This window comes from Streptomyces sp. NPDC093097 (assembly GCF_044754325.1).
Classification (GTDB): Bacteria; Actinomycetota; Actinomycetes; order Streptomycetales; family Streptomycetaceae; genus Streptomyces.
The window spans coordinates 98,524-116,382 of sequence record NZ_JBIVOW010000006.1 but is presented as its reverse complement, the minus strand read 5'-3'; the positions used below and the strand labels follow the sequence as shown (position 1 = coordinate 116,382).

The window sequence follows — 17,859 nt, the reverse complement described above, 5'->3', positions numbered from 1 at the left end:
GCTCCGGTGAGGCAGGCCACGAGGACTGTCGGCTGGGGGTGCGGGGGTCGGCCCCCGGGGGATGGCGGCACGGTCAGGCTCCCGTGCCCGTGGCGACGAGGGCGGCGGCGATGCCCAGGACGAGGGCGCCGGCCAGCAGCGCCCCGAGGTAGGTCTGCACGTTCCCGGTCTGGGCGCGGCGGACGGCGGCGCCCAGCCAGCGGGGGGCGGTGCCGGCGCCGCTGACGTAGGTGTCGACGACCGCGTGGTCCAGGAAGCGGACCAGGGTCGCGGCCGCCTGGACGGGCCGGACGAAGAGGGCGGCGTAGACCGCGTCGAGGTGGAAGCCGGCGGCCGCGTGGCGGTGCAGCGGGCCGAGCAGGAGCCGGCCGGGGTCGGCCGGGTCCGCGGCGCCGGCGGGTTCGCCGTCGGCCGGGGGGTGGCTGACGATCGCCAGTTCCTCGGCGAGCCCGGGGGCGGCGTCCTCGGCGGCGGCCGTGCCCACGGGGGTGCGGGCGGTCAGGGCAGACGAAGGGGGCGCCGCGGAGGAGGGGCGGCGGCCGGGCGACGGGTGGGTGTGGCGCCAGGCGGCGTACGTCACCAGGCCGCCGACGAGGGCGACACCGGTGCCGAGGACCGCGGTGGTGGCGGTCGGGGCGAGCGAGTGCCCGTCGAACCAGGCGGGCAGGAGGGGGGCGGCCAGTCCGAAGCCGACGGTGGGGACGAAGAGCACCCACAGGACGGCGGTCATGGCGCGCGGCTGACGCCCGTGGTCGGGGACCTCGGGCCCGGTGCCGTGGAAGGTCAGCAGCCACAGCCGGGTGGCGTAGGCGGCGGTGAGGAGGGCGGTGAGCAGACCGGAGAGCAGCACGGTCCAGCCGGCGGCGCCGGGGATGCCGGCGGCGTGGCCGGTGGCGGCGTGCTCGGCGGCGCCCAGCACGGCCTCCTTGGAGAAGAAGCCGGCGAACGGCGGGATCGCGGCGAGCGCGAGCAGGGCGACGCCCAGCGTCCAGGCGGTGTCCGGGATGCGGCGGGCCAGGCCGCCCATCCGGGACATCTCGGAGAGCGAGTTGGTGCCCGCGGCGTGGATGACCACGCCGGCGCCGAGGAAGAGGAGCGCCTTGAACGCACCGTGCGACAGCAGGTGGAAGACGGCGGCGCCGCGGTCGCCGACGGCCAGCGCACCGGTCATGTAGCCGAGTTGGCCGACGGTCGAGTAGGCCAGCACGCGCTTGATGTCGTCCTGGGCGAGCGCGGCCAGGGCGGAGCCGACCATGGTCACCGCGGCCAGCACGGCGAGCACGACCAGCGCTGCCGCGGAGGCGGCGAAGACCGGGAGGAGGCGGGCGACGACGTAGACACCGGCGGCGACCATCGTCGCGGCGTGGATGAGCGCGGAGACCGGCGTCGGGCCGGCCATCGCGTCCGGCAGCCAGGTGTGCAGCGGGAACTGCGCCGACTTGCCCGCGACGCCGGCCAGCAGCAGCAGCGCGATCAGCGTCGGGTGGTGCAGGCCCTCGCGGGCGACGTGGCCGAGGATGCCGGTGATCCGGAAGGTCCCGGTGTCGGCGGCCAGCGCGAAGATCCCGAAGAGGAAGGGGACGTCGCCGAGCTTGGTGACGAGGAACGCCTTGAGGGAGGCGGCGCGGGCGGCCTCGGTCTCCCAGTAGTGGCCGACGAGGAAGTACGAGCAGATGCCCATGACCTCCCAGCCGACCAGCAGCACCATTAGGTCGCCGGTGTAGACGACCAGCAGCATCGCGGAGGTGAAGAGCGAGACCAGCGCGGCGTAGGAGGGGTAGCGCGGGTCGTCGCGCAGATACGCCGTGGAGTAGATCTGCACGCAGGTCGCCACGACCCCGACGAGCACGCCGATCAGGGCGGCGAAGCCGTCGATGTGCAGCGCCAGGTCGATGGGGAGCGAGCCGGTCGGGGTGAGCCGGGTGGCCACGTCGGTGGCCGGGCCGCCGCCCTGGCCGACGGCGACGGCCACCGCGAGGACGGCCGCGGCGAGCGTCGGCAGCACCGCCAGCGGGCGGACGAAGCCGGGCGAGCGCCGCCCCAGGAACAGGCCGGCGACGGCCCCGAGGAAGGGCAGGAGGGGGACGAGTACGGCGGTGGTCGTGAGCGTCACGCGGTGGCCTCCGCCTTGGTGTCCGGCTGCTGCTCGCCGTCCGCGGCGTCCGGTCCGGCCGGCCGCTCGGCGAGGTCCCGGAGCCGGTCGATGTCGGAGCTGCCGCGGTTGCGGTAGACGAGCAGCACGATCGCCAGACCGATGCCGATCTCGGCGGCGGCGACGGCGATGGTGAAGAGGGTGAGCGCCTGGCCGGCGTGCAGGGTGTCGCGCAGCCAGACGTCGAAGGCGACGAGGTTGAGGTTGACGGCGTTGAGCATCAGCTCGACGGACATCAGCACCAGGATGGCGTTGCGGCGCGCGAGCACGCCGTACAGGCCGGCGCAGAAGAGGAGGACGGCGAGGACCGCCGGGTACGCGAGATGCATCAGCGGCGCCCCTCCCCCGCGGCGGGCACCGCGCCGTCGGCCGCGCCCTCGGCCGCGCCCTCGGCGGCGCCGCCCCGGCGGGACAGCACGATCGCCCCGACGAGCGCGGCGAGCAGCAGGACGGAGAGCGCCTCGAAGGGCAGCACCCAGTAGCGGAACAGGCTGTGCCCGGACGCCTCGGCGGAGCCCTGGGCGGCCCCGTCCAGATCGATCCAGGTGGTGCGGAAGGCGTCGACGACGACCCAGACCAGGGCCGCGGCGGAGGCGCCGGCCACCGTGAGCGCGGCCCAGCGGTTGCCGGAATCGGCGTCCGGTGACGGCCCGATGGGCGCCTTGGTGAGCATCAGCCCGAAGAGCAGCAGCACGACCACGGACCCGACGTAGATGAGCACCTGCACCCAGGCCAGGAACTCGGCGGTGAGCAGGAGGTACTCCACGGCGATCCCGCCGAGGGCGACCACCAGCCACAGCGCGGCGTGCACCAACTGCCGGGAGGTGACGGTCATCAGCGCCGCGCCGAGGGCGGCGATGCCGACGAGGACGAAGGCGATCTCGACGCCGGTGGGCGAGAGGAAGCCGTGGCTTGCGGCGGCGAGCGTCACGTTCCCTCCTCCTCGGGGGCGTCGCTGTCGGCGGACTGCGGTTCCTGCGCGGCCGCGGCCTGTTGGGCGGCGAGCTTGTCCGCGGCCTTGCGGGCGGCGGCGATCTCCTTGGGTTCCTCGGCCGCCGGGTCCAGCGCGGGCGGCTCGGGCACCGTCCACATCCACTCGCGCAGCTTGTCGCGCTCGTGGGTCAGCTCGCGGATGTCGGTCTCGGCGTACTCGAACTCCGGCGACCAGAACAGCGCGTCGAAGGGACAGACCTCGATACAGATCCCGCAGTACATGCACAGCGCGAAGTCGATCGCGAAGCGGTCCAGGACGTTGCGGCTGCGCTCGCGGCCCCCGGGGGCGGCGGGCGGCACCGTCTCCTTGTGGGAGTCGATGTAGATGCACCAGTCCGGGCACTCGCGGGCGCACAGCATGCAGACCGTGCAGTTCTCCTCGAACAGCCCGATGACGCCGCGGGTGCGCGGCGCGAGGTCGGGCTGGACGTCCGGGTACTGCGCGGTGACGGACTTCCGCGTCATCGTGCGGAGGGTGACGGCCAGGCCCTTGGCGAGGCCGGAACCGGGGAACGAGCGGGGGCGCTCGGAGGGCGTCCTCGAGGGGCGGTGGTCGGGCGAGGGGAGGGACATTTAGGAGATCACCACCTTGACGACGCCGGTGAGGGCGATCTGGACGAGCGCGAGCGGGATCAGGACCGTCCAGGCGAGCTTTTGCAGCTGGTCCTCGCGCAGCCGCGGATAGGTGACCCGCAGCCAGATGACGACGAAGCTCAAGGCCACGGTCTTCACCAGCGTCCACAGCCAGCCCAGGCCGTCGGCGCCGAACGGGCCGTGCCAGCCGCCCAGGAAGAGGACCGTGGTCAGGGCGCTGAGCACGACGATGCCGGCGTACTCGGCGAGCAGGAAGAGCGCGAAGCGCAGTCCGGTGTACTCGGTGTACGCGCCGAAGATGATCTCCGAGTCGGCGATCGGCATGTCGAACGGGGGCCGCTGGAGCTCGGCGAGCCCGGCGGTGAAGAACACCACGCCGCCGATGAGCTGCCACGGCACCCACCACCAGTGGAAGGCGTCGAGGATGCCGGGCAGCGAGAGGGTGCCGGCGGCCATCGCGACGGACGCGGCGGCCAGCAGCATCGGCAGTTCGTAGGCGAGCAGCTGCGCGGCCGTCCGCAGACCGCCGAGCAGGGAGAACTTGTTGGCCGAGGCCCAGCCCGCCATCAGGGAGCCGAGCACGCCGACGCCCATCACGGCGAGCACGAAGAAGACGCCCGCGTCGAGGGCCTGCCCGACGGCGTTGCCCGGCCCCACCGGGATGGCCACCATGACCAGCAGGTACGGCAACAGGGCGACGGCGGGGGCGAGTTGGAAGATCCGCCGGTCGGCGCCGGCCGGGACGACGTCCTCCTTCTGCGCGAACTTGACGCCGTCGGCGACCAGTTGCGCCCAGCCGTGGAAGCCGCCCGCGTACATGGGGCCGAGGCGGCCCTGCATATGGGCCATGACCTTGTGCTCGGTCTGGCCGATGACCAGCGGGAAGACCAGGAAGACGACGAAGACGGCGAGCAGGCGCAGCACCAGGGCGAGGGTGTCGCTCATGGGGTGTCGCCTCCTTCCTCGTCGGGCTGCTGGGGGGTGGGCTCCGGTGCCGCCTCCGGTGTCGACTCCGGTTTGGGGCGGGGCCCTCGCTCCGGCGCGGACGGGGCCTCGTCGGCCGGCGCGGCGGCCGGTCCGGGCCCGGGCTCCGGCTTCGCCCGCTCTGCGTCGAACGCCGGGCGGGCGTGGTGCCAGGGCGCGTCGGAGGAGCGCGGGGGTGCGGCGGGGCGCTCGGCGGCCGGCGGGCCCGCGGGGGCGCCGCCCTCGGGCGGCGTGTCCTTGGGGGGCGTGTCCTTGGGGGCGGTCTCCGTGGGAGCGGTGCCCTTGGGCTCGGGCTCCTGGGGAGCGGTCTCCTGGGGAGTAGCGCCCTTGGGGGCGGTCTCCGCGGGAGCGGTCTCGGCCGCCGCCTGCTGGCTGGCCGAGCCCTGGCTCACCGAGCGGTTGCGGCGGGGCGGCCGGGCCGGGCGTTCGGCCGGGGCGCCGGCCGCAGCGTCCGCGGCCTCCGCGCCGGTGCCCGCCGCCTGCTGGCTCGCGGAGCCCGCGCTCGCGCTACGGGTGCGCCGGGCCGGGCGCTCGCCCGCGGCGGCGCCCGCCGCCCGCGCACCGCGGGCCGGCCGCGCCGGGGCGGGCGGCAACTGGCCCTTGAGCGGGCCCCACTCGTTGGGATCGGGGACGCCCGGCGGCAGCATCTGCCGCCGCTTGGGCCCGCCGTGCTCGGACTCCCCCGGCTCCTTGGCGCCGGGCCACGCCTTGGCGACCCGCGCCGCCAGGACGAAGTCCTTGCGCAGCGGATGGCCCTCGAAGGACTCCGGCAGCAGCAGCGGCACCAGGTGCGGATGGCCGGTGAAGTCCACGCCGAACATCTCGTGGGTCTCCCGCTCGTGCCAGCCGGCGCCCGCGAAGACGCCCACGGCGGTGGGCAGCGCGGGCGCGTCGTGCGGCACGGTGGTCCGCAGCACCAGCCGGCGGACGGTGCCGGGGTGCGTCACATCGGCGAGGTGGGCGCAGATCCGGAAGCCGGTGCCGGGCTCGTCCACGGCGCTCAGCCAGTCGAAGTAGGTGCAGCCCAGGTCGTCGCGGGCGGCGGTCAGCGCGGTGATCCAGGCGGCGGCCGGGACGTCGACGGTCAGCAGGTCGTAGGCCAGCTCCGCGGTGGCGCCGGCGCCGAAGAGCACGCCGGCCGGGCAGGGCAGCCAGCCGACGACCGGTTCGGCGGCGGCCGCCGCGGCGCTCCGCTCCTCGGCCTGCGGCTCCGGCTGCTCGGGAGGCTGTGTCATCGGGACTCCTCCCCCGCGGTCCCCGGGGCGGCCGGCGGGGTCACCAGGCCGCTGCGGAGGGCGGCGGCGGACGGCCGGGCGGTGTGCCCGTAGCGCTCGCCGAGCGACTCGCGGGCGATCTTCTCCTGGAGCTTGAGGATGCCCTGGAGCAGCGCCTCCGGGCGCGGCGGGCAGCCGGGGACGTACACGTCGACGGGGATGATCTGGTCGACGCCCTTGGTGACGGAGTACGAGTCCCAGTAGGGGCCGCCGCAGTTGGAGCAGGCCCCGAAGGAGATGACGTACTTGGGCTCGGGCATCTGCTCGTAGAGCCGCTTGACCGCGGGCGCCATCTTGTCGGTGACGGTGCCGGAGACGACCATCAGGTCGGCCTGGCGGGGGCCGGGCGCGAACGGGATCACGCCGAGCCGGATGAAGTCGTGCCGGGCCATGGACGCCGCGATGAACTCGATGGCGCAGCAGGCCAGGCCGAAGTTGAAGACCCACAGGCTGTAGCGGCGGCCCCAGTTCAGGACCACCTTCATGGGTTCGGGTGCGAGCCGGGCCAGTGCGCCCAGGCGCCGGGGCTCCGGCAGGAACGCGGGGGCGGCGCTCCCGGGGGCCTTGTCGGAACCGGCGGAGGCGGGGGTCACGTCCATTCCAGGACGCCCTTCTTGTACGCGTAGAGCAGGCCGACGGCGAGGAAGCCGAGGAAGATGAACATCTCCACCAGCGTCGCACCGCCGAACCCGGGAGCGGCGAAGACCGTCGCCCAGGGGAAGAGGAAGATCGAGTCGACGGCGAAGACGACGTAGAGGAAGGCGTAGACGTAGTAGCGGACCTGGGTGTGCGCCCAGCCCTCGCCGACGGGGTCGACGCCGCACTCGTACGTCAGCAGTTTCTCCGGTGTGGGGACGACGGGCCGCAGCAGCCGCCCGGCCCCGAAGGCCACGGCGACGAACAGCACGCCGACCACGGCGATGATTCCGACGGCCGAGTAGCCCTGGAAATAGTCCGCGGCGACGGTGGTGCGTACGGTCGCGTCCGGCACGTCCGCCCCTCGCTCCCTGACTGCGCTTCTTGAAACGACTTTTACACGATCTGTACGGACGGGAGTCTAGGCCCTGCTCCGGCGGCATCCCGAAGCCGCATCGTCGCGGAGGGGGCCGGGCCGGTCCCGCGCCGCCGTACCCGGGTGGCCGGCAGCGTAGACGGCCGCTCCGGTCGTCTCACGGGGCGTCTCATGGAGCGGACGGCAGCCGTCCGACCAGCGGGATCGGGGCGGGGCGGCCCGGCCCCGGCCCGGGGCGGCCAGGGGTCAGCGCGGGGTGCCGCCGCCGTACGGGGCCCGGGGGTCGGTGGGCGGTGGTGACACGTGGGACTGCGGGGGCAGCGGGGGCTGGAGCGGGGACTGCTGGAGCGGGGCGTGGGGGTGGCCCTGCGGGGCCGGTGCCGGGTACGGCCGAGGAGCCTGGGCCTGCGGTCCGGGCGGCTGGGCCGGGGCCGGGGCCGGAGCCGGGGCCGGGGCCGGAGCCGGGGCCGGGGCCGGAGCCGGGGCCGGAGCGCGCTCCGTACCGGGCGCCCCCGGGGCGGGCGGCTGCGGGAGCGCCGGCCGCTGCTGCCGACGACGGGCCGGGTCCCGGGAGACCGCGCGGTCCATGACCTCGGCCGCGATCCGGGCCGCCGCCTCGTGCGTGCGGGCCGCCAGCAGCTCGGTGCGGATGGCGCCGCCCGCCGCCAGGTGGCGGTCGTAGGGCAGCGGCAGCACCGCCGCGCCGCCGGCTCCCAGATGCGCGGCGGCCTTGCGGACGTCGACGCCGCTGTCCGGCGAGGAGTGGGTGAGCACCACGACCGCGGTCGGCAGCAGTCCGGGGTGCAGGCCCCCGATCCAGTCCAGTACGGAGCGGGTGGCGGCCACGCCCTCCGGCGTCGCGGGGGTGACCAGGACCCGGGCCTGGGTCGTCACCAGCGCGGTGCGCGCGACCTCGGCGGGCAGCGTCTCGCAGTCCACGACCGTGGTGGCGAAGTGGCGGCGCAGCGAGGTCATCACCACGCGGTAGGCATCGAGGTCCAGCCGGGTGCCGATGGCGCCCTGGCTGCCGGGCAGCAGCCAGCCGCCGCCGGCGAACGGCAGGAGATAGCCCGTCAGGTCCGTGATCAGCATCGACGGGTCGAGGATCTGCGCGAGGTCGGAGCCCGACCAGCGGACCTCGCGGGCGCCGAGCCGGTGCGGGAGGGTGCCCAGCGCCGGATCGGCCTCGACGGCGAGGACCGGATCGGGGCGGTAGTGCGCGAAGGTGAGCGCCAGCAGGGCGGCGACGGTGGACTTGCCCGCACCGCCGCGGATGCTGGACACCGCGATCTGCCGCCCGCTGGAGACCGGCTGCTGGATGGCGGACGCGGCCTGGGTGAGGGCGGCCGTCTCGGCGGCCGGCGAGGACGCGAACACCCGGCGCAGGGCCCGGCCGGCGCGCCGGGGCAGCGGATCGCCGCGACGCGGCCGGGGCTGCCCGTCGGCCAGCTCGGGCGGCAGCAGCGGTACGGAGACGGGCGTCCGCGCGGGCAGCCCGGGGCGCCCGTAGGCACCGGGGGCGGGGGCCGACGGCGCCGGGCCGGCGGAGGGGCCGGGGGCCGGCGCGAGGGGCCGGCCGGCGGAGGGGCCGGCGCCGGAACCCGCAGCCGGGCCCGGCAGCACGGCGGACGGCCCCGGCCTCATGGCAGAGGCAGGCGCGGGCGGAACGGCGGACGGGGGCGCGGCTGCGGAGCCCGGAGCGGGCGCGACAGCGGGGCCCGGAGCGGGCGCGGCAGCGGGACCCGGGCCAGGCGCGGCAGCGGGGCCAGGGCCAGGCGCGGCAGCGGGGCCAGGGCCAGGCGCGGCAGCGGGGCCAGGGCCAGGCGCGGCCGGCGGCATGGGGGCGGCGGTCGTCGCCCCCAGAGGGGCGGGCGGAGCCGGCGGGCCCACCGGAGCCGCGGCCGCCGCGGGCGGGGACAACGGAGGGGGCGCGGAGCCGGCCACGGGGTGCGGCCCGGGGTAAGACACGGTGCCGGGCCGGGAGTTGGGGACATTGCCGGGCCCGGAGTGGGGCCCGGGGTCGGGCACGGGCTGGGGCCCGGGGTGGGGCACGGGCTGGGGCACGGGCTGGGGCCCGGGATTGGGTACCGGCGAAGGGTCGAACGGGGACCGTCCGGCCGCCGCGGGCACCGGGCGGGCCGGGACCGGGGCCGGGGCCGCCGCCGGGACGGCCGGCGAGGCGGCCGGCGGCATCGGCACCGCGGCGGGCAACGCACCCGGCGCACCGCCGTTCACCGCCGCACCACCCGCACTCCCCGCACCGGACGGCACAGCCCCACCCGTCACGTAAACAGCACCACCAGCACCACCGGCAGCACCGGCCGCAGCACCGGCCGCCTCACCGGAAGCGTCGGCACGGCCGACGGCACCCGCCGCGCCGCCGTCGCCGTTCGGCACGTCCACCGCCGCACCCCCCATGCCTTCCGTACTCGCCGCACTCACCGTTCTCGCCTTCCGGGTTCTCGCCTTCCGAACTCCCCCGGCCGGCCGGAACGTTCCCGTGCCACCGGGTCTTCACAGGAATTCCGCACCGGAACCCCCGTCGTCTCCACGGGCATCGGGCCTCCCTCCGTTTCCGGCCGTCCCGCGCGTCACGAACCGCCCAGCAGCGCCCCGTAGACCCCGAAAGCGCCCAGGCCCACCGGGATCAGCGCCACCATGCTCACCGACTCCACCAGGTCCAGCCAGCGCCGCAGCCGGTTCCGCAGCGGGTCGGGCAGCCGGCCGGCGAGCGCCGGCAGCGGCACGGCCGCCAGCAGTCCCAGCGCGGTCAGCGCGAGCGCCGGGGCGCCACCGTCCGTCGCGCAGAGCACAACGAGCCGTACGCACACGGCCGTTCCGGCGGCGAGCAGGGCGACCACCTCCACGGCCAGCGGGTAGGCGCGGGCCCGGGAGAACAGCACGACGGCGAGCAGCGCGGCGGTGAGCACCGTCCAGGGCCCGGGCTCGCCGGCCGCGAGGACGCCGGCCGCGCCGGCCGAGGCCGCCGTCGCCACCGTGGCCGGGGCCAGCGGGTGGTGGGTGGCGGCCAGCGCGGCGGCCACCTCGTGGCGGCTGACCGGGGTGCCGCCGGTGTGCCGGTCGTCCAGCCCGGTCAGCCCGGCCGCGCGCAGGGCCAGCCAGGGCAGCGCCCCGAGGGCGAGGACGGAGAGGAAGCCGAGCACCACTCCGGTGCGGACCGGGTCGGTCAGGGCCAGCAGCGCCTCCCAGCCGCCGACCGCGAGCGCGAGCGCGGCCGCGCCGCTGAGCCCGCCGCGCCCCAGCGGGGTCCGCAGGCCGAGCAGGGCCAGGGCGGCCGCGGCGGTGAGTCCGGTGGCGGCGAGCCGGGCGGCGCCGGGGGCGGCCTGCCAGGCGGCGAGGAGGCCGAGGGTGCCGGCGGCGAGCAGCGCGGCGGTGCCGGCGGCGCGCCGTGCGGGCGCGGCGGTGAGCGCCGTCCCGCCGGCGGCGGCCAGGACGGCCGCGACGCCCAGCCAGCGGGCCGCGCCGGCGCCGTACCAGGTGGTCGCGCAGACCCCGGCGACGGCGGTGAGCAGTACGCTGGCGAGCGTCGCGGTCCAGGTCCGGCCGCGGTCGTCCCAGCGCCGGCCGCCGGTGGCCGTGGGGCGGTCCGGGCCGGCGGCCTCCGCCGCCGTGGGCCCCTCGCCCCCGCCGCGCCGTCCCGGGCCCGCGGCCGCGCCCGTCGTCGCACTCGTCATGTCCACGCGGCCGTTCTGCACCGCAACACCATACGGTCCCGGCGACGCGCACTGTCCACAGTGTCCCGCGCCAATCCGGGCCCCGCGCACGGCAGGTGGGGCAAACCCCCCGCGCACCACCCGACGAACCCCATGGCCCTCGGGCGCGGACCCCGGCAAGCTGGGCGCATGACCGAAAGTTCCCAGCTCACTGCCGCCGACGACGCCGAGGGGGCCGCGCTCCCGCCACCGCGGGCACCTCTGGACGGCCGGACCTGGCGGGAGATCGGATACCTGCTGGCCAACCTCCCGCTGGGCGTCACCGCGTTCGTGGTGCTGGTGGTGTGGCTGACGCTGGGGCTGGGGCTCTCCCTCACCGTCGTCGGACTGCCGCTGCTGGCCGCGGGCCTGACGGCCGGCCGGTTCTACGGGAAGCTGGAACGGGCCAGGGCGCGGGCCTGGCTCGGGGTGGCGGTGGCCGAACCGAGCCCCCCGCGCCCCCGGGACCGCGGCTTCTTCGGGTGGCTGTGGTCGCGGCTGACCGACCCGGTGGCCTGGCGGCACGCGCTGTTCGCCGTCATCCGGCTGCCGTGGGGCGTCTTCACCTTCACCGTCGTGCTCGCCTCGCTGTTCGTGGCCTGGCCGGTGCTGCCGTGGCTGGCGCGCTGGCTGTCCAACGCGGACCGGGCGATGGTGCGCGGACTGCTGTCGCCGTCCGACGAGTTGGAGCGGCGGATCGCCGAGCTGGAGTCGGACCGGATGGCGGTCACCGACACCGCGGCGGCCGATCTGCGGCGGATCGAACGGGATCTGCACGACGGGGCGCAGGCCCGGCTGGTGGCGCTCGCCATGGGCCTCGGCCTGGCGAAGGAGAAGCTGCTGGAGGGCCAGGCCGACGAGAGCGTGGCGGCGATGGTCGACGAGGCGCACGGCGAGGTGAAGTTGGCGCTCCAGGAGCTGCGCGACCTCGCCCGCGGCATCCACCCGGCGATCCTCACCGACCGCGGACTGGGGCCCGCGCTGGCGTCGTTGGCGGGCCGCTGCACGGTGCCGGTCACCACCTCCGTGGACCTGGCCGAGCGGCCCGCCCCGGCGATCGAGGGGATCGTCTACTTCACCGTCTCCGAACTGCTCCAGAACGTCTCCAAGCACAGCGGGGCCCGGCGGGCTTCGGTGGAGGTGTGGCGGTCCCGGGACCTGCTGCTGCTCCAGGTGCACGACGACGGGAAGGGCGGGGCGCGGCTCGACGGCGGCAGCGGCATGGCCGGGCTGGCGGACCGACTGGGCGCCGTGGACGGGCTGTTCGTACTGGACTCGCCGGTGGGCGGGCCGACCCGGGTGACCGCGGAGGTGCCCTGGCGAGCGCGGCCGGACGCCGCCGCGGGGCGCCGGGACGGGCGCGCGGGACGGCGCGGCGCCGGCGGGCGCTGAGCGCACGGGCCGACCCCGCTGCCGGGGTGGGGAAAACCCCCGGCGGAAGACTGCGAGCAGCCACATGGCCCAGGAGGCGGCGGTCGCCGACCCTGGACAGTGCCGGCAACGGGCCGGCGACCCCACCGGATCGCGCGCCGGACCGGCACCGGACGCCACGGCAGAACGGACGAGACCAGACATGGACACCGCGTACTCGGCGCACTCCGCCCCCGCACCGCGGCCGCACCGCCGCCGGGTGCCGGTGGGCCTGAGCGCGCCCTTCTCCGGGCGCACCTGGCGGGAGTTCCTCCATCTCTGCCTGAGCCTCCCGCTGGCCTGCCTGACGTTCACCTACGCGGTCGCGGTGGTCGCGCTGAGCGCCGGGCTGCTGATCACGTTCCTGGGCATCCCGGTGCTGGCGGGCGGGCTGGCCGGCGGCCGGGCGCTGGGCGCCCTGGAGCGGGCCCGGGCGCGGGCGCTGCTGGGCCTGGACGTGGCCGCCCCGGAGCCGCTGCGCCCCGCGAAGCCGGGCGTGATGGCGTGGGTGGGGGCGGTGCTCAAGAGCGGGGCGTCCTGGCGCCACCTGCTCTACGCGTTCCTGCACTTCCCGTGGGCGCTGTGCGCGTTCGTCTTCTCGGTGACGTTCTGGACGGTGGGCTGGGCGCTGCTGAGCTTCCCGCTCTGGTACTGGACGGCCCGCCCGTACATCGGGCTGCCGACCCTGTGGCTGGACGGCTCCGGCAGCACCGTCCTGTACGTGAGCCCGACGGTGGCGGTCGGGGTGACCGGGGTGGTCGGGCTGCTGATGGTGCTGGCCGGGCCGTGGGTGATCCGCGGGCTGACGCAGGTGGACCGGGTGCTGGTGCAGGGGCTGCTGGGGCCGTCGCCGCTGGGCACCCGGGTCATCGAGCTGGAGTCGGACCGCGAGGTGGTGGCCGACACCGCCGCCGCCGACCTGCGGCGCATCGAGCGGGACCTGCGCGACGGGGCGCAGGCCCGGCTGACGGCGCTGGCGACGGAGCTGGGCCTGGCGAAGGAGACGCTTGCGAAGGACCCGCGCGCCGCGGCGCGGATGGTGGACGAGGCGCACGGCGAGGTGAAGATCGCGCTCCAGGAGCTGCGCGATCTGGCCCGCGGCATCCACCCGGCGATCCTCACCGACCGCGGACTGGGCCCGGCGCTGTCCGCGCTGACCGGGCGCTGCCCGGTGCCGGTCACGGTCCAGGTGGACCTGGACGGCCGCCCGGCCGCGGCCATCGAGGGCCTCGCCTACTTCACCGTCTCCGAACTGCTCCGGAACGTCGCCGAGCACAGCGGGGCGGACCATGCGTCGGTGGACGTCTGGCACTCCGCGGGGCAGCTGATGCTGATGGTGTCGGACGACGGCCGGGGCGGCGCGAGCACCGAGGCCGGCGGCGGACTGGCCGGGCTCGCCGCGCGGCTGGACTCCGTCGACGGGCTGCTCGTGGTGGACTCCCCGGCCGGCGGCCCGACCGTCGTCACCGCCGAGCTGCCCTGGCGCGGCTGACCGGCGGCCGGCAGGCGCGTGCGGGTGGGGCCGGGACGGGGGTCCGGCCCCACCCGCATGTACCTGCACCCCTCTCCCCCCACCCGTCCCGGTCCGCATGCTGGAATGCTGGCGGCAGACCGGATCGAAGGAAGCGTGGGGGGATCGTCGTCGTGGAGGACAGGGTGCGGGTGGTCATCGCCGAGGACTCGGTGCTGCTGCGGGAGGGGCTGACGCGGTTGCTGACCGACCGCGGGCACGAGGTCGTGGCGGGCGTGGGCGACGGCGAGGCCCTGGTGCGGACCGTCGCCGAGCTGGCCGGCGCGGGCACCCCGCCGGACGTGGTGGTGGCCGATGTGCGGATGCCGCCGTCCCACACCGACGAGGGCGTGCGGGCCGCGCTCCGGCTGCGCCGGGACCACCCGGAGGTCGGGGTGCTGGTGCTGTCGCAGTACGTGGAGGAGCAGTACGCCACCGAGCTGCTGGCCGGGTCGAGCCGGGGCATCGGCTATCTGCTCAAGGACCGGGTCGCCGAGGTGCGGGAGTTCGTGGACGCGGTGGTCCGGGTGGCCGGCGGCGGCACCGCGCTGGACCCGGAGGTGGTCGCCCAGCTGCTGGGCCGCAGCCGCAAGCAGGACGTGCTGGCGCATCTGACGCCGCGGGAGCGCGAGGTGCTGGGGCTGATGGCCGAGGGCCGGACCAACTCCGCCGTCGCCCGGCAGCTGGTGGTCAGCGACGGCGCGGTCGAGAAGCACGTCAGCAACATCTTCCTGAAGCTGGGGCTGGCGCCGAGTGTCGGTGATCACCGGCGGGTGCTCGCGGTCCTCACCTACCTCAACTCCTAGGCCCGCCCCACTGCCGGACGCGGTCGATGCCGTCGTTTCACCGGCGGCATTGACCGGGGCATAGAACGATGGGCCCGGGTCCTGTCGTCACGCCCCCGTCGCCTGCCCGGCAGACGGGGGTGCGACGGCAGGACCTAGTACCAATGGACGAGGCCAGTGCGTCATGAAGACAGGGGTGACGGGCGCAGTGATTCGATGACAAACCACGACAGAACGGTGTCTCATCCCACCGTCCACGATGTGACCGGTCCGGGGAAGGGCACCCTTACCCAAGTACGATGGTTATGGGACAACCGGTCGGTACGACCCGTCCCACGCCCTGCGTCCGGCGGGGACGCCGCACCCCTTGAGGGAGGTCCGAAGCAGTGACCAGCCAGGTCAGTAGCACAGCCGAACAGGCCGACGGAGCGCGTGTCGGGGAACAGCGCACGTCCGGTGACGGCGGCCCGGGCAAGGAAGTCCGGCGCCTGGACCGGGTGATCATCCGGTTCGCCGGCGACTCCGGTGACGGCATGCAGCTCACCGGTGACCGGTTCACGTCCGAGACGGCGTCGTTCGGCAACGACCTGTCGACGCTGCCGAACTTCCCCGCCGAGATCCGGGCCCCGGCCGGCACGCTGCCCGGCGTCTCCAGCTTCCAGCTGCACTTCGCCGACCACGACATCCTCACCCCCGGTGACGCGCCGAACGTCCTGGTGGCGATGAACCCGGCCGCGCTGAAGGCCAACATCGGCGACGTGCCGCGCGGCGCGGAGATCATCGTCAACACCGACGAGTTCACCAAGCGCCCGATGGCCAAGGTCGGCTACGAGACCAACCCGCTGGAGGACGGCTCGCTCTCGGCGTACAACGTCCACCCGGTGCCGCTGACGACGCTGACCATCGAGGCGCTCAAGGAGTTCGGGCTCTCCCGCAAGGAGGCCGAGCGCTCCAAGAACATGTTCGCGCTGGGCCTGCTGTCGTGGATGTACCACCGGCCCACCGAGGGCACCGAGACGTTCCTGCGGTCGAAGTTCGCCAAGAAGCCGAACATCGCCGAGGCGAACGTCACCGCCTTCCGGGCGGGCTGGAACTTCGGCGAGACCACCGAGGACTTCGCCACCTCCTACGAGGTCGCGCCGGCCACCGCCGCGTTCCCCACGGGCACCTACCGCAACATCTCCGGCAACCTCGCGCTGTCCTACGGCCTGGTCGCCGCGAGCCGGCAGGCGGATCTGCCGCTGTACCTCGGTTCGTACCCGATCACCCCGGCCTCCGACATCCTGCACGAGCTGTCCAAGCACAAGAACTTCGGCGTGCGGACGTTCCAGGCGGAGGACGAGATCGCCGGTATCGGCGCGGCGCTGGGCGCGGCGTTCGGCGGCTCGCTGGCGGTCACCACGACCTCCGGCCCCGGCGTGGCGCTGAAGTCGGAGACCATCGGCCTCGCGGTCAGCCTCGAACTCCCGCTGCTGATCGTGGACATCCAGCGCGGCGGCCCCTCCACGGGCCTGCCCACCAAGACCGAGCAGGCCGACCTGCTCCAGGCGATGTACGGGCGCAACGGCGAGGCCCCGGTGCCGATCGTGGCGCCGAAGACGCCGGCCGACTGCTTCGACGCGGCGCTGGACGCGGCCCGGATCGCACTGACCTACCGCACCCCGGTCTTCCTGCTCTCCGACGGCTACCTGGCCAACGGCTCGGAGCCCTGGCGGATCCCGGAGGTCGACGAACTGCCCGACCTGCGCGTGCAGTTCGCCACCGCCGCCAACCACGAGCTGGCCGACGGCACCGAGGTGTTCTGGCCCTACAAGCGCGACCCGGAGACCCTCGCCCGCCCCTGGGCCGTCCCCGGCACGCCCGGCCTGGAGCACCGCATCGGCGGCATCGAGAAGCAGGACGGCACCGGCAACATCTCCTACGACCCGGCCAACCACGACTTCATGGTCCGCACCCGCCAGGCCAAGGTGGACGGCATCGACGTCCCCGACGTCGAGGTCGACGACCCGGCGGACGAGGCCGGAGGCGGCGCGGACACCCTGGTCCTGGGCTGGGGTTCGACGTACGGGCCGATCACCGCGGCGGTCCGGCGGGTGCGGGGCGCGGGGCAGCGCATCGCCCAGGCGCATCTGCGCCACCTCAACCCCTTCCCGCGGAATCTCGGCGAGGTCCTCGCGCGTTACGAGAAGGTGATCGTGCCGGAGATGAACCTCGGCCAGCTCGCCACACTGCTGCGCGCCAGGTACCTCGTCGACGCACGCTCGCACACCCAGGTCAGCGGGATGCCGTTCAAGGCGGAGCAGCTCGCGGAGGTCCTTAAGGAGGCCATCAATGACTGAGACGGTCTCGGAGAAGCCCTCCCAGATCGAGGCGCTCTCCCTGGTGCCCAAGGCCACGGCGAAGCAGTCCATGAAGGACTTCAAGTCGGACCAGGAAGTGCGCTGGTGCCCCGGCTGCGGTGACTACGCCGTCCTCGCCGCCGTCCAGGGCTTCATGCCCGAGCTCGGCCTGGCGAAGGAGAACGTCGTCTTCGTCTCCGGCATCGGCTGCTCCTCCCGCTTCCCGTACTACATGAACACCTACGGGATGCACTCCATCCACGGCCGCGCCCCGGCCATCGCCACCGGCCTCGCCGGCTCGCGCCGCGACCTGTCGGTGTGGGTGGTCACCGGCGACGGCGACGCCCTCTCCATCGGCGGCAACCACCTCATCCACGCCCTCCGCCGCAACGTCAACCTCAAGATCCTGCTGTTCAACAACCGGATCTACGGGCTGACCAAGGGCCAGTACAGCCCCACCTCCGAGCTCGGCAAGATCACCAAGTCGACGCCGATGGGCTCGCTGGACGCGCCGTTCAACCCGGTCTCGCTGGCGCTCGGCGCCGAGGCGTCCTTCGTCGCCCGCACCGTCGACTCCGACCGCAAGCACCTCACCTCGGTGCTGCGCGCGGCCGCCGCCCACCCCGGCACGGCCCTGGTGGAGATCTACCAGAACTGCAACATCTTCAACGACGGCGCCTTCGAGGTCCTCAAGGACAAGGAGAAGGCCCAGGAGGCCGTGATCCGGCTGGAGCACGGGCAGCCGATCCGCTTCGGCGCGCCCGCCGAGGACGGCCTCGGCTCCAAGGGCGTGGTCCGCGATCCGGCCACCGGCGACCTCAAGGTCGTCGACGTCACCGCGGAGGGCGCCGACGCCGTCCTGGTTCACGACGCCCACAACCCCTCCCCCACCACGGCGTTCGCCCTCTCCCGGCTCGCCGACCCCGACACCCTGCACCGCACCCCGATCGGCGTGCTGCGGGACGTCGAGCGGCCGGTCTACGACACGCTGATGTCCGAGCAGTTGGACGACGCCGTCGAGCAGAAGGGCAAGGGCGACCTGGCGGCCCTGCTGGCCGGCAACGACACCTGGACGGTCGTCGGCTAGCCCCGG

The 17,859-nt window shown here is 75.0% G+C and carries 15 protein-coding genes; 5 read left to right on the top strand and 10 right to left on the bottom strand.

Annotation, left to right across the window (positions count from 1 at the left end; translation table 11 throughout):
• Positions 1-73: 73 nt before the first annotated feature.
• The 10 genes from ACIQE0_RS12745 to ACIQE0_RS12700 form a co-directional block, all read right to left on the bottom strand.
• The gene (locus ACIQE0_RS12745) at positions 74-2,113 is read right to left on the bottom strand and encodes an NADH-quinone oxidoreductase subunit L (RefSeq protein ID WP_402331177.1); all 2,040 of its coding nucleotides are present in this window, start codon (positions 2,111-2,113) and stop codon (positions 74-76) included.
• A complete protein-coding gene (gene nuoK / locus ACIQE0_RS12740; RefSeq protein WP_366329794.1) occupies positions 2,110-2,481 on the bottom strand; it encodes an NADH-quinone oxidoreductase subunit NuoK in 372 nt (123 codons plus the stop codon). The genes ACIQE0_RS12745 and nuoK overlap by 4 nt, the downstream gene beginning before the upstream one ends.
• A complete protein-coding gene (locus ACIQE0_RS12735) occupies positions 2,481-3,083 on the bottom strand; it encodes an NADH-quinone oxidoreductase subunit J (protein WP_402331175.1) in 603 nt (200 codons plus the stop codon). The genes nuoK and ACIQE0_RS12735 overlap by 1 nt, the downstream gene beginning before the upstream one ends.
• Positions 3,080-3,610 carry a 4Fe-4S binding protein gene (locus ACIQE0_RS12730; RefSeq protein ID WP_366330014.1) on the bottom strand — a complete coding sequence of 177 codons (531 nt, stop codon included), beginning with the start codon at positions 3,608-3,610 and terminating at the stop codon, positions 3,080-3,082. The genes ACIQE0_RS12735 and ACIQE0_RS12730 overlap by 4 nt, the downstream gene beginning before the upstream one ends.
• A gap of 108 nt (positions 3,611-3,718) precedes the next feature.
• On the bottom strand, positions 3,719-4,684 hold the full coding sequence (locus ACIQE0_RS12725; protein ID WP_384101709.1) for an NADH-quinone oxidoreductase subunit H: 966 nt from the start codon (positions 4,682-4,684) through the stop codon (positions 3,719-3,721).
• Positions 4,681-5,958 carry an NADH-quinone oxidoreductase subunit C gene (locus ACIQE0_RS12720; protein WP_402331173.1) on the bottom strand — a complete coding sequence of 426 codons (1,278 nt, stop codon included), beginning with the start codon at positions 5,956-5,958 and terminating at the stop codon, positions 4,681-4,683. The genes ACIQE0_RS12725 and ACIQE0_RS12720 overlap by 4 nt, the downstream gene beginning before the upstream one ends.
• Complete coding sequence (locus ACIQE0_RS12715) at positions 5,955-6,596, bottom strand: NADH-quinone oxidoreductase subunit B family protein (protein WP_366329790.1); 642 nt, start codon at positions 6,594-6,596, stop codon at positions 5,955-5,957. The genes ACIQE0_RS12720 and ACIQE0_RS12715 overlap by 4 nt, the downstream gene beginning before the upstream one ends.
• Complete coding sequence (locus ACIQE0_RS12710; RefSeq protein WP_366329789.1) at positions 6,587-6,988, bottom strand: NADH-quinone oxidoreductase subunit A; 402 nt, start codon at positions 6,986-6,988, stop codon at positions 6,587-6,589. Before ACIQE0_RS12710 ends, ACIQE0_RS12715 begins: the two co-directional genes overlap by 10 nt.
• Positions 6,989-7,255: 267 nt before the next feature.
• Entirely contained in the window at positions 7,256-8,653 is a 1,398-nt protein-coding gene (locus ACIQE0_RS12705; RefSeq protein ID WP_402331170.1) for a hypothetical protein, read from the bottom strand.
• A 947-nt stretch (positions 8,654-9,600) separates the two neighbouring features.
• Positions 9,601-10,725, bottom strand: a complete 1,125-nt coding sequence (locus ACIQE0_RS12700) for a secretion protein snm4 (RefSeq protein ID WP_402331168.1) — start codon at positions 10,723-10,725, stop codon at positions 9,601-9,603.
• Positions 10,726-10,872: 147 nt separating this feature from the next.
• Between ACIQE0_RS12700 and ACIQE0_RS12695 the strand changes: the two genes are divergently transcribed.
• The 5 genes from ACIQE0_RS12695 to ACIQE0_RS12675 all read left to right on the top strand — a co-directional run bounded on the left by ACIQE0_RS12695 (position 10,873) and on the right by ACIQE0_RS12675 (position 17,853).
• Positions 10,873-12,114 (top strand): sensor histidine kinase, encoded by a 1,242-nt coding sequence (locus ACIQE0_RS12695; protein ID WP_402331166.1) that lies wholly within the window; start codon positions 10,873-10,875, stop codon positions 12,112-12,114.
• Positions 12,115-12,295: 181 nt separating this feature from the next.
• Positions 12,296-13,624 carry a sensor domain-containing protein gene (locus ACIQE0_RS12690; RefSeq protein WP_366329785.1) on the top strand — a complete coding sequence of 443 codons (1,329 nt, stop codon included), beginning with the start codon at positions 12,296-12,298 and terminating at the stop codon, positions 13,622-13,624.
• A gap of 164 nt (positions 13,625-13,788) precedes the next feature.
• Complete coding sequence (locus ACIQE0_RS12685) at positions 13,789-14,448, top strand: response regulator (protein ID WP_402331548.1); 660 nt, start codon at positions 13,789-13,791, stop codon at positions 14,446-14,448.
• Positions 14,449-14,813: 365 nt separating this feature from the next.
• Positions 14,814-16,766 (top strand): 2-oxoacid:acceptor oxidoreductase subunit alpha, encoded by a 1,953-nt coding sequence (locus tag ACIQE0_RS12680; protein ID WP_366340188.1) that lies wholly within the window; start codon positions 14,814-14,816, stop codon positions 16,764-16,766.
• Positions 16,759-17,853: a 2-oxoacid:ferredoxin oxidoreductase subunit beta gene (locus tag ACIQE0_RS12675; protein ID WP_366340186.1), complete on the top strand. Its 1,095-nt coding sequence runs from the start codon at positions 16,759-16,761 to the stop codon at positions 17,851-17,853. The genes ACIQE0_RS12680 and ACIQE0_RS12675 overlap by 8 nt, the downstream gene beginning before the upstream one ends.
• Positions 17,854-17,859 lie beyond the last annotated feature (6 nt).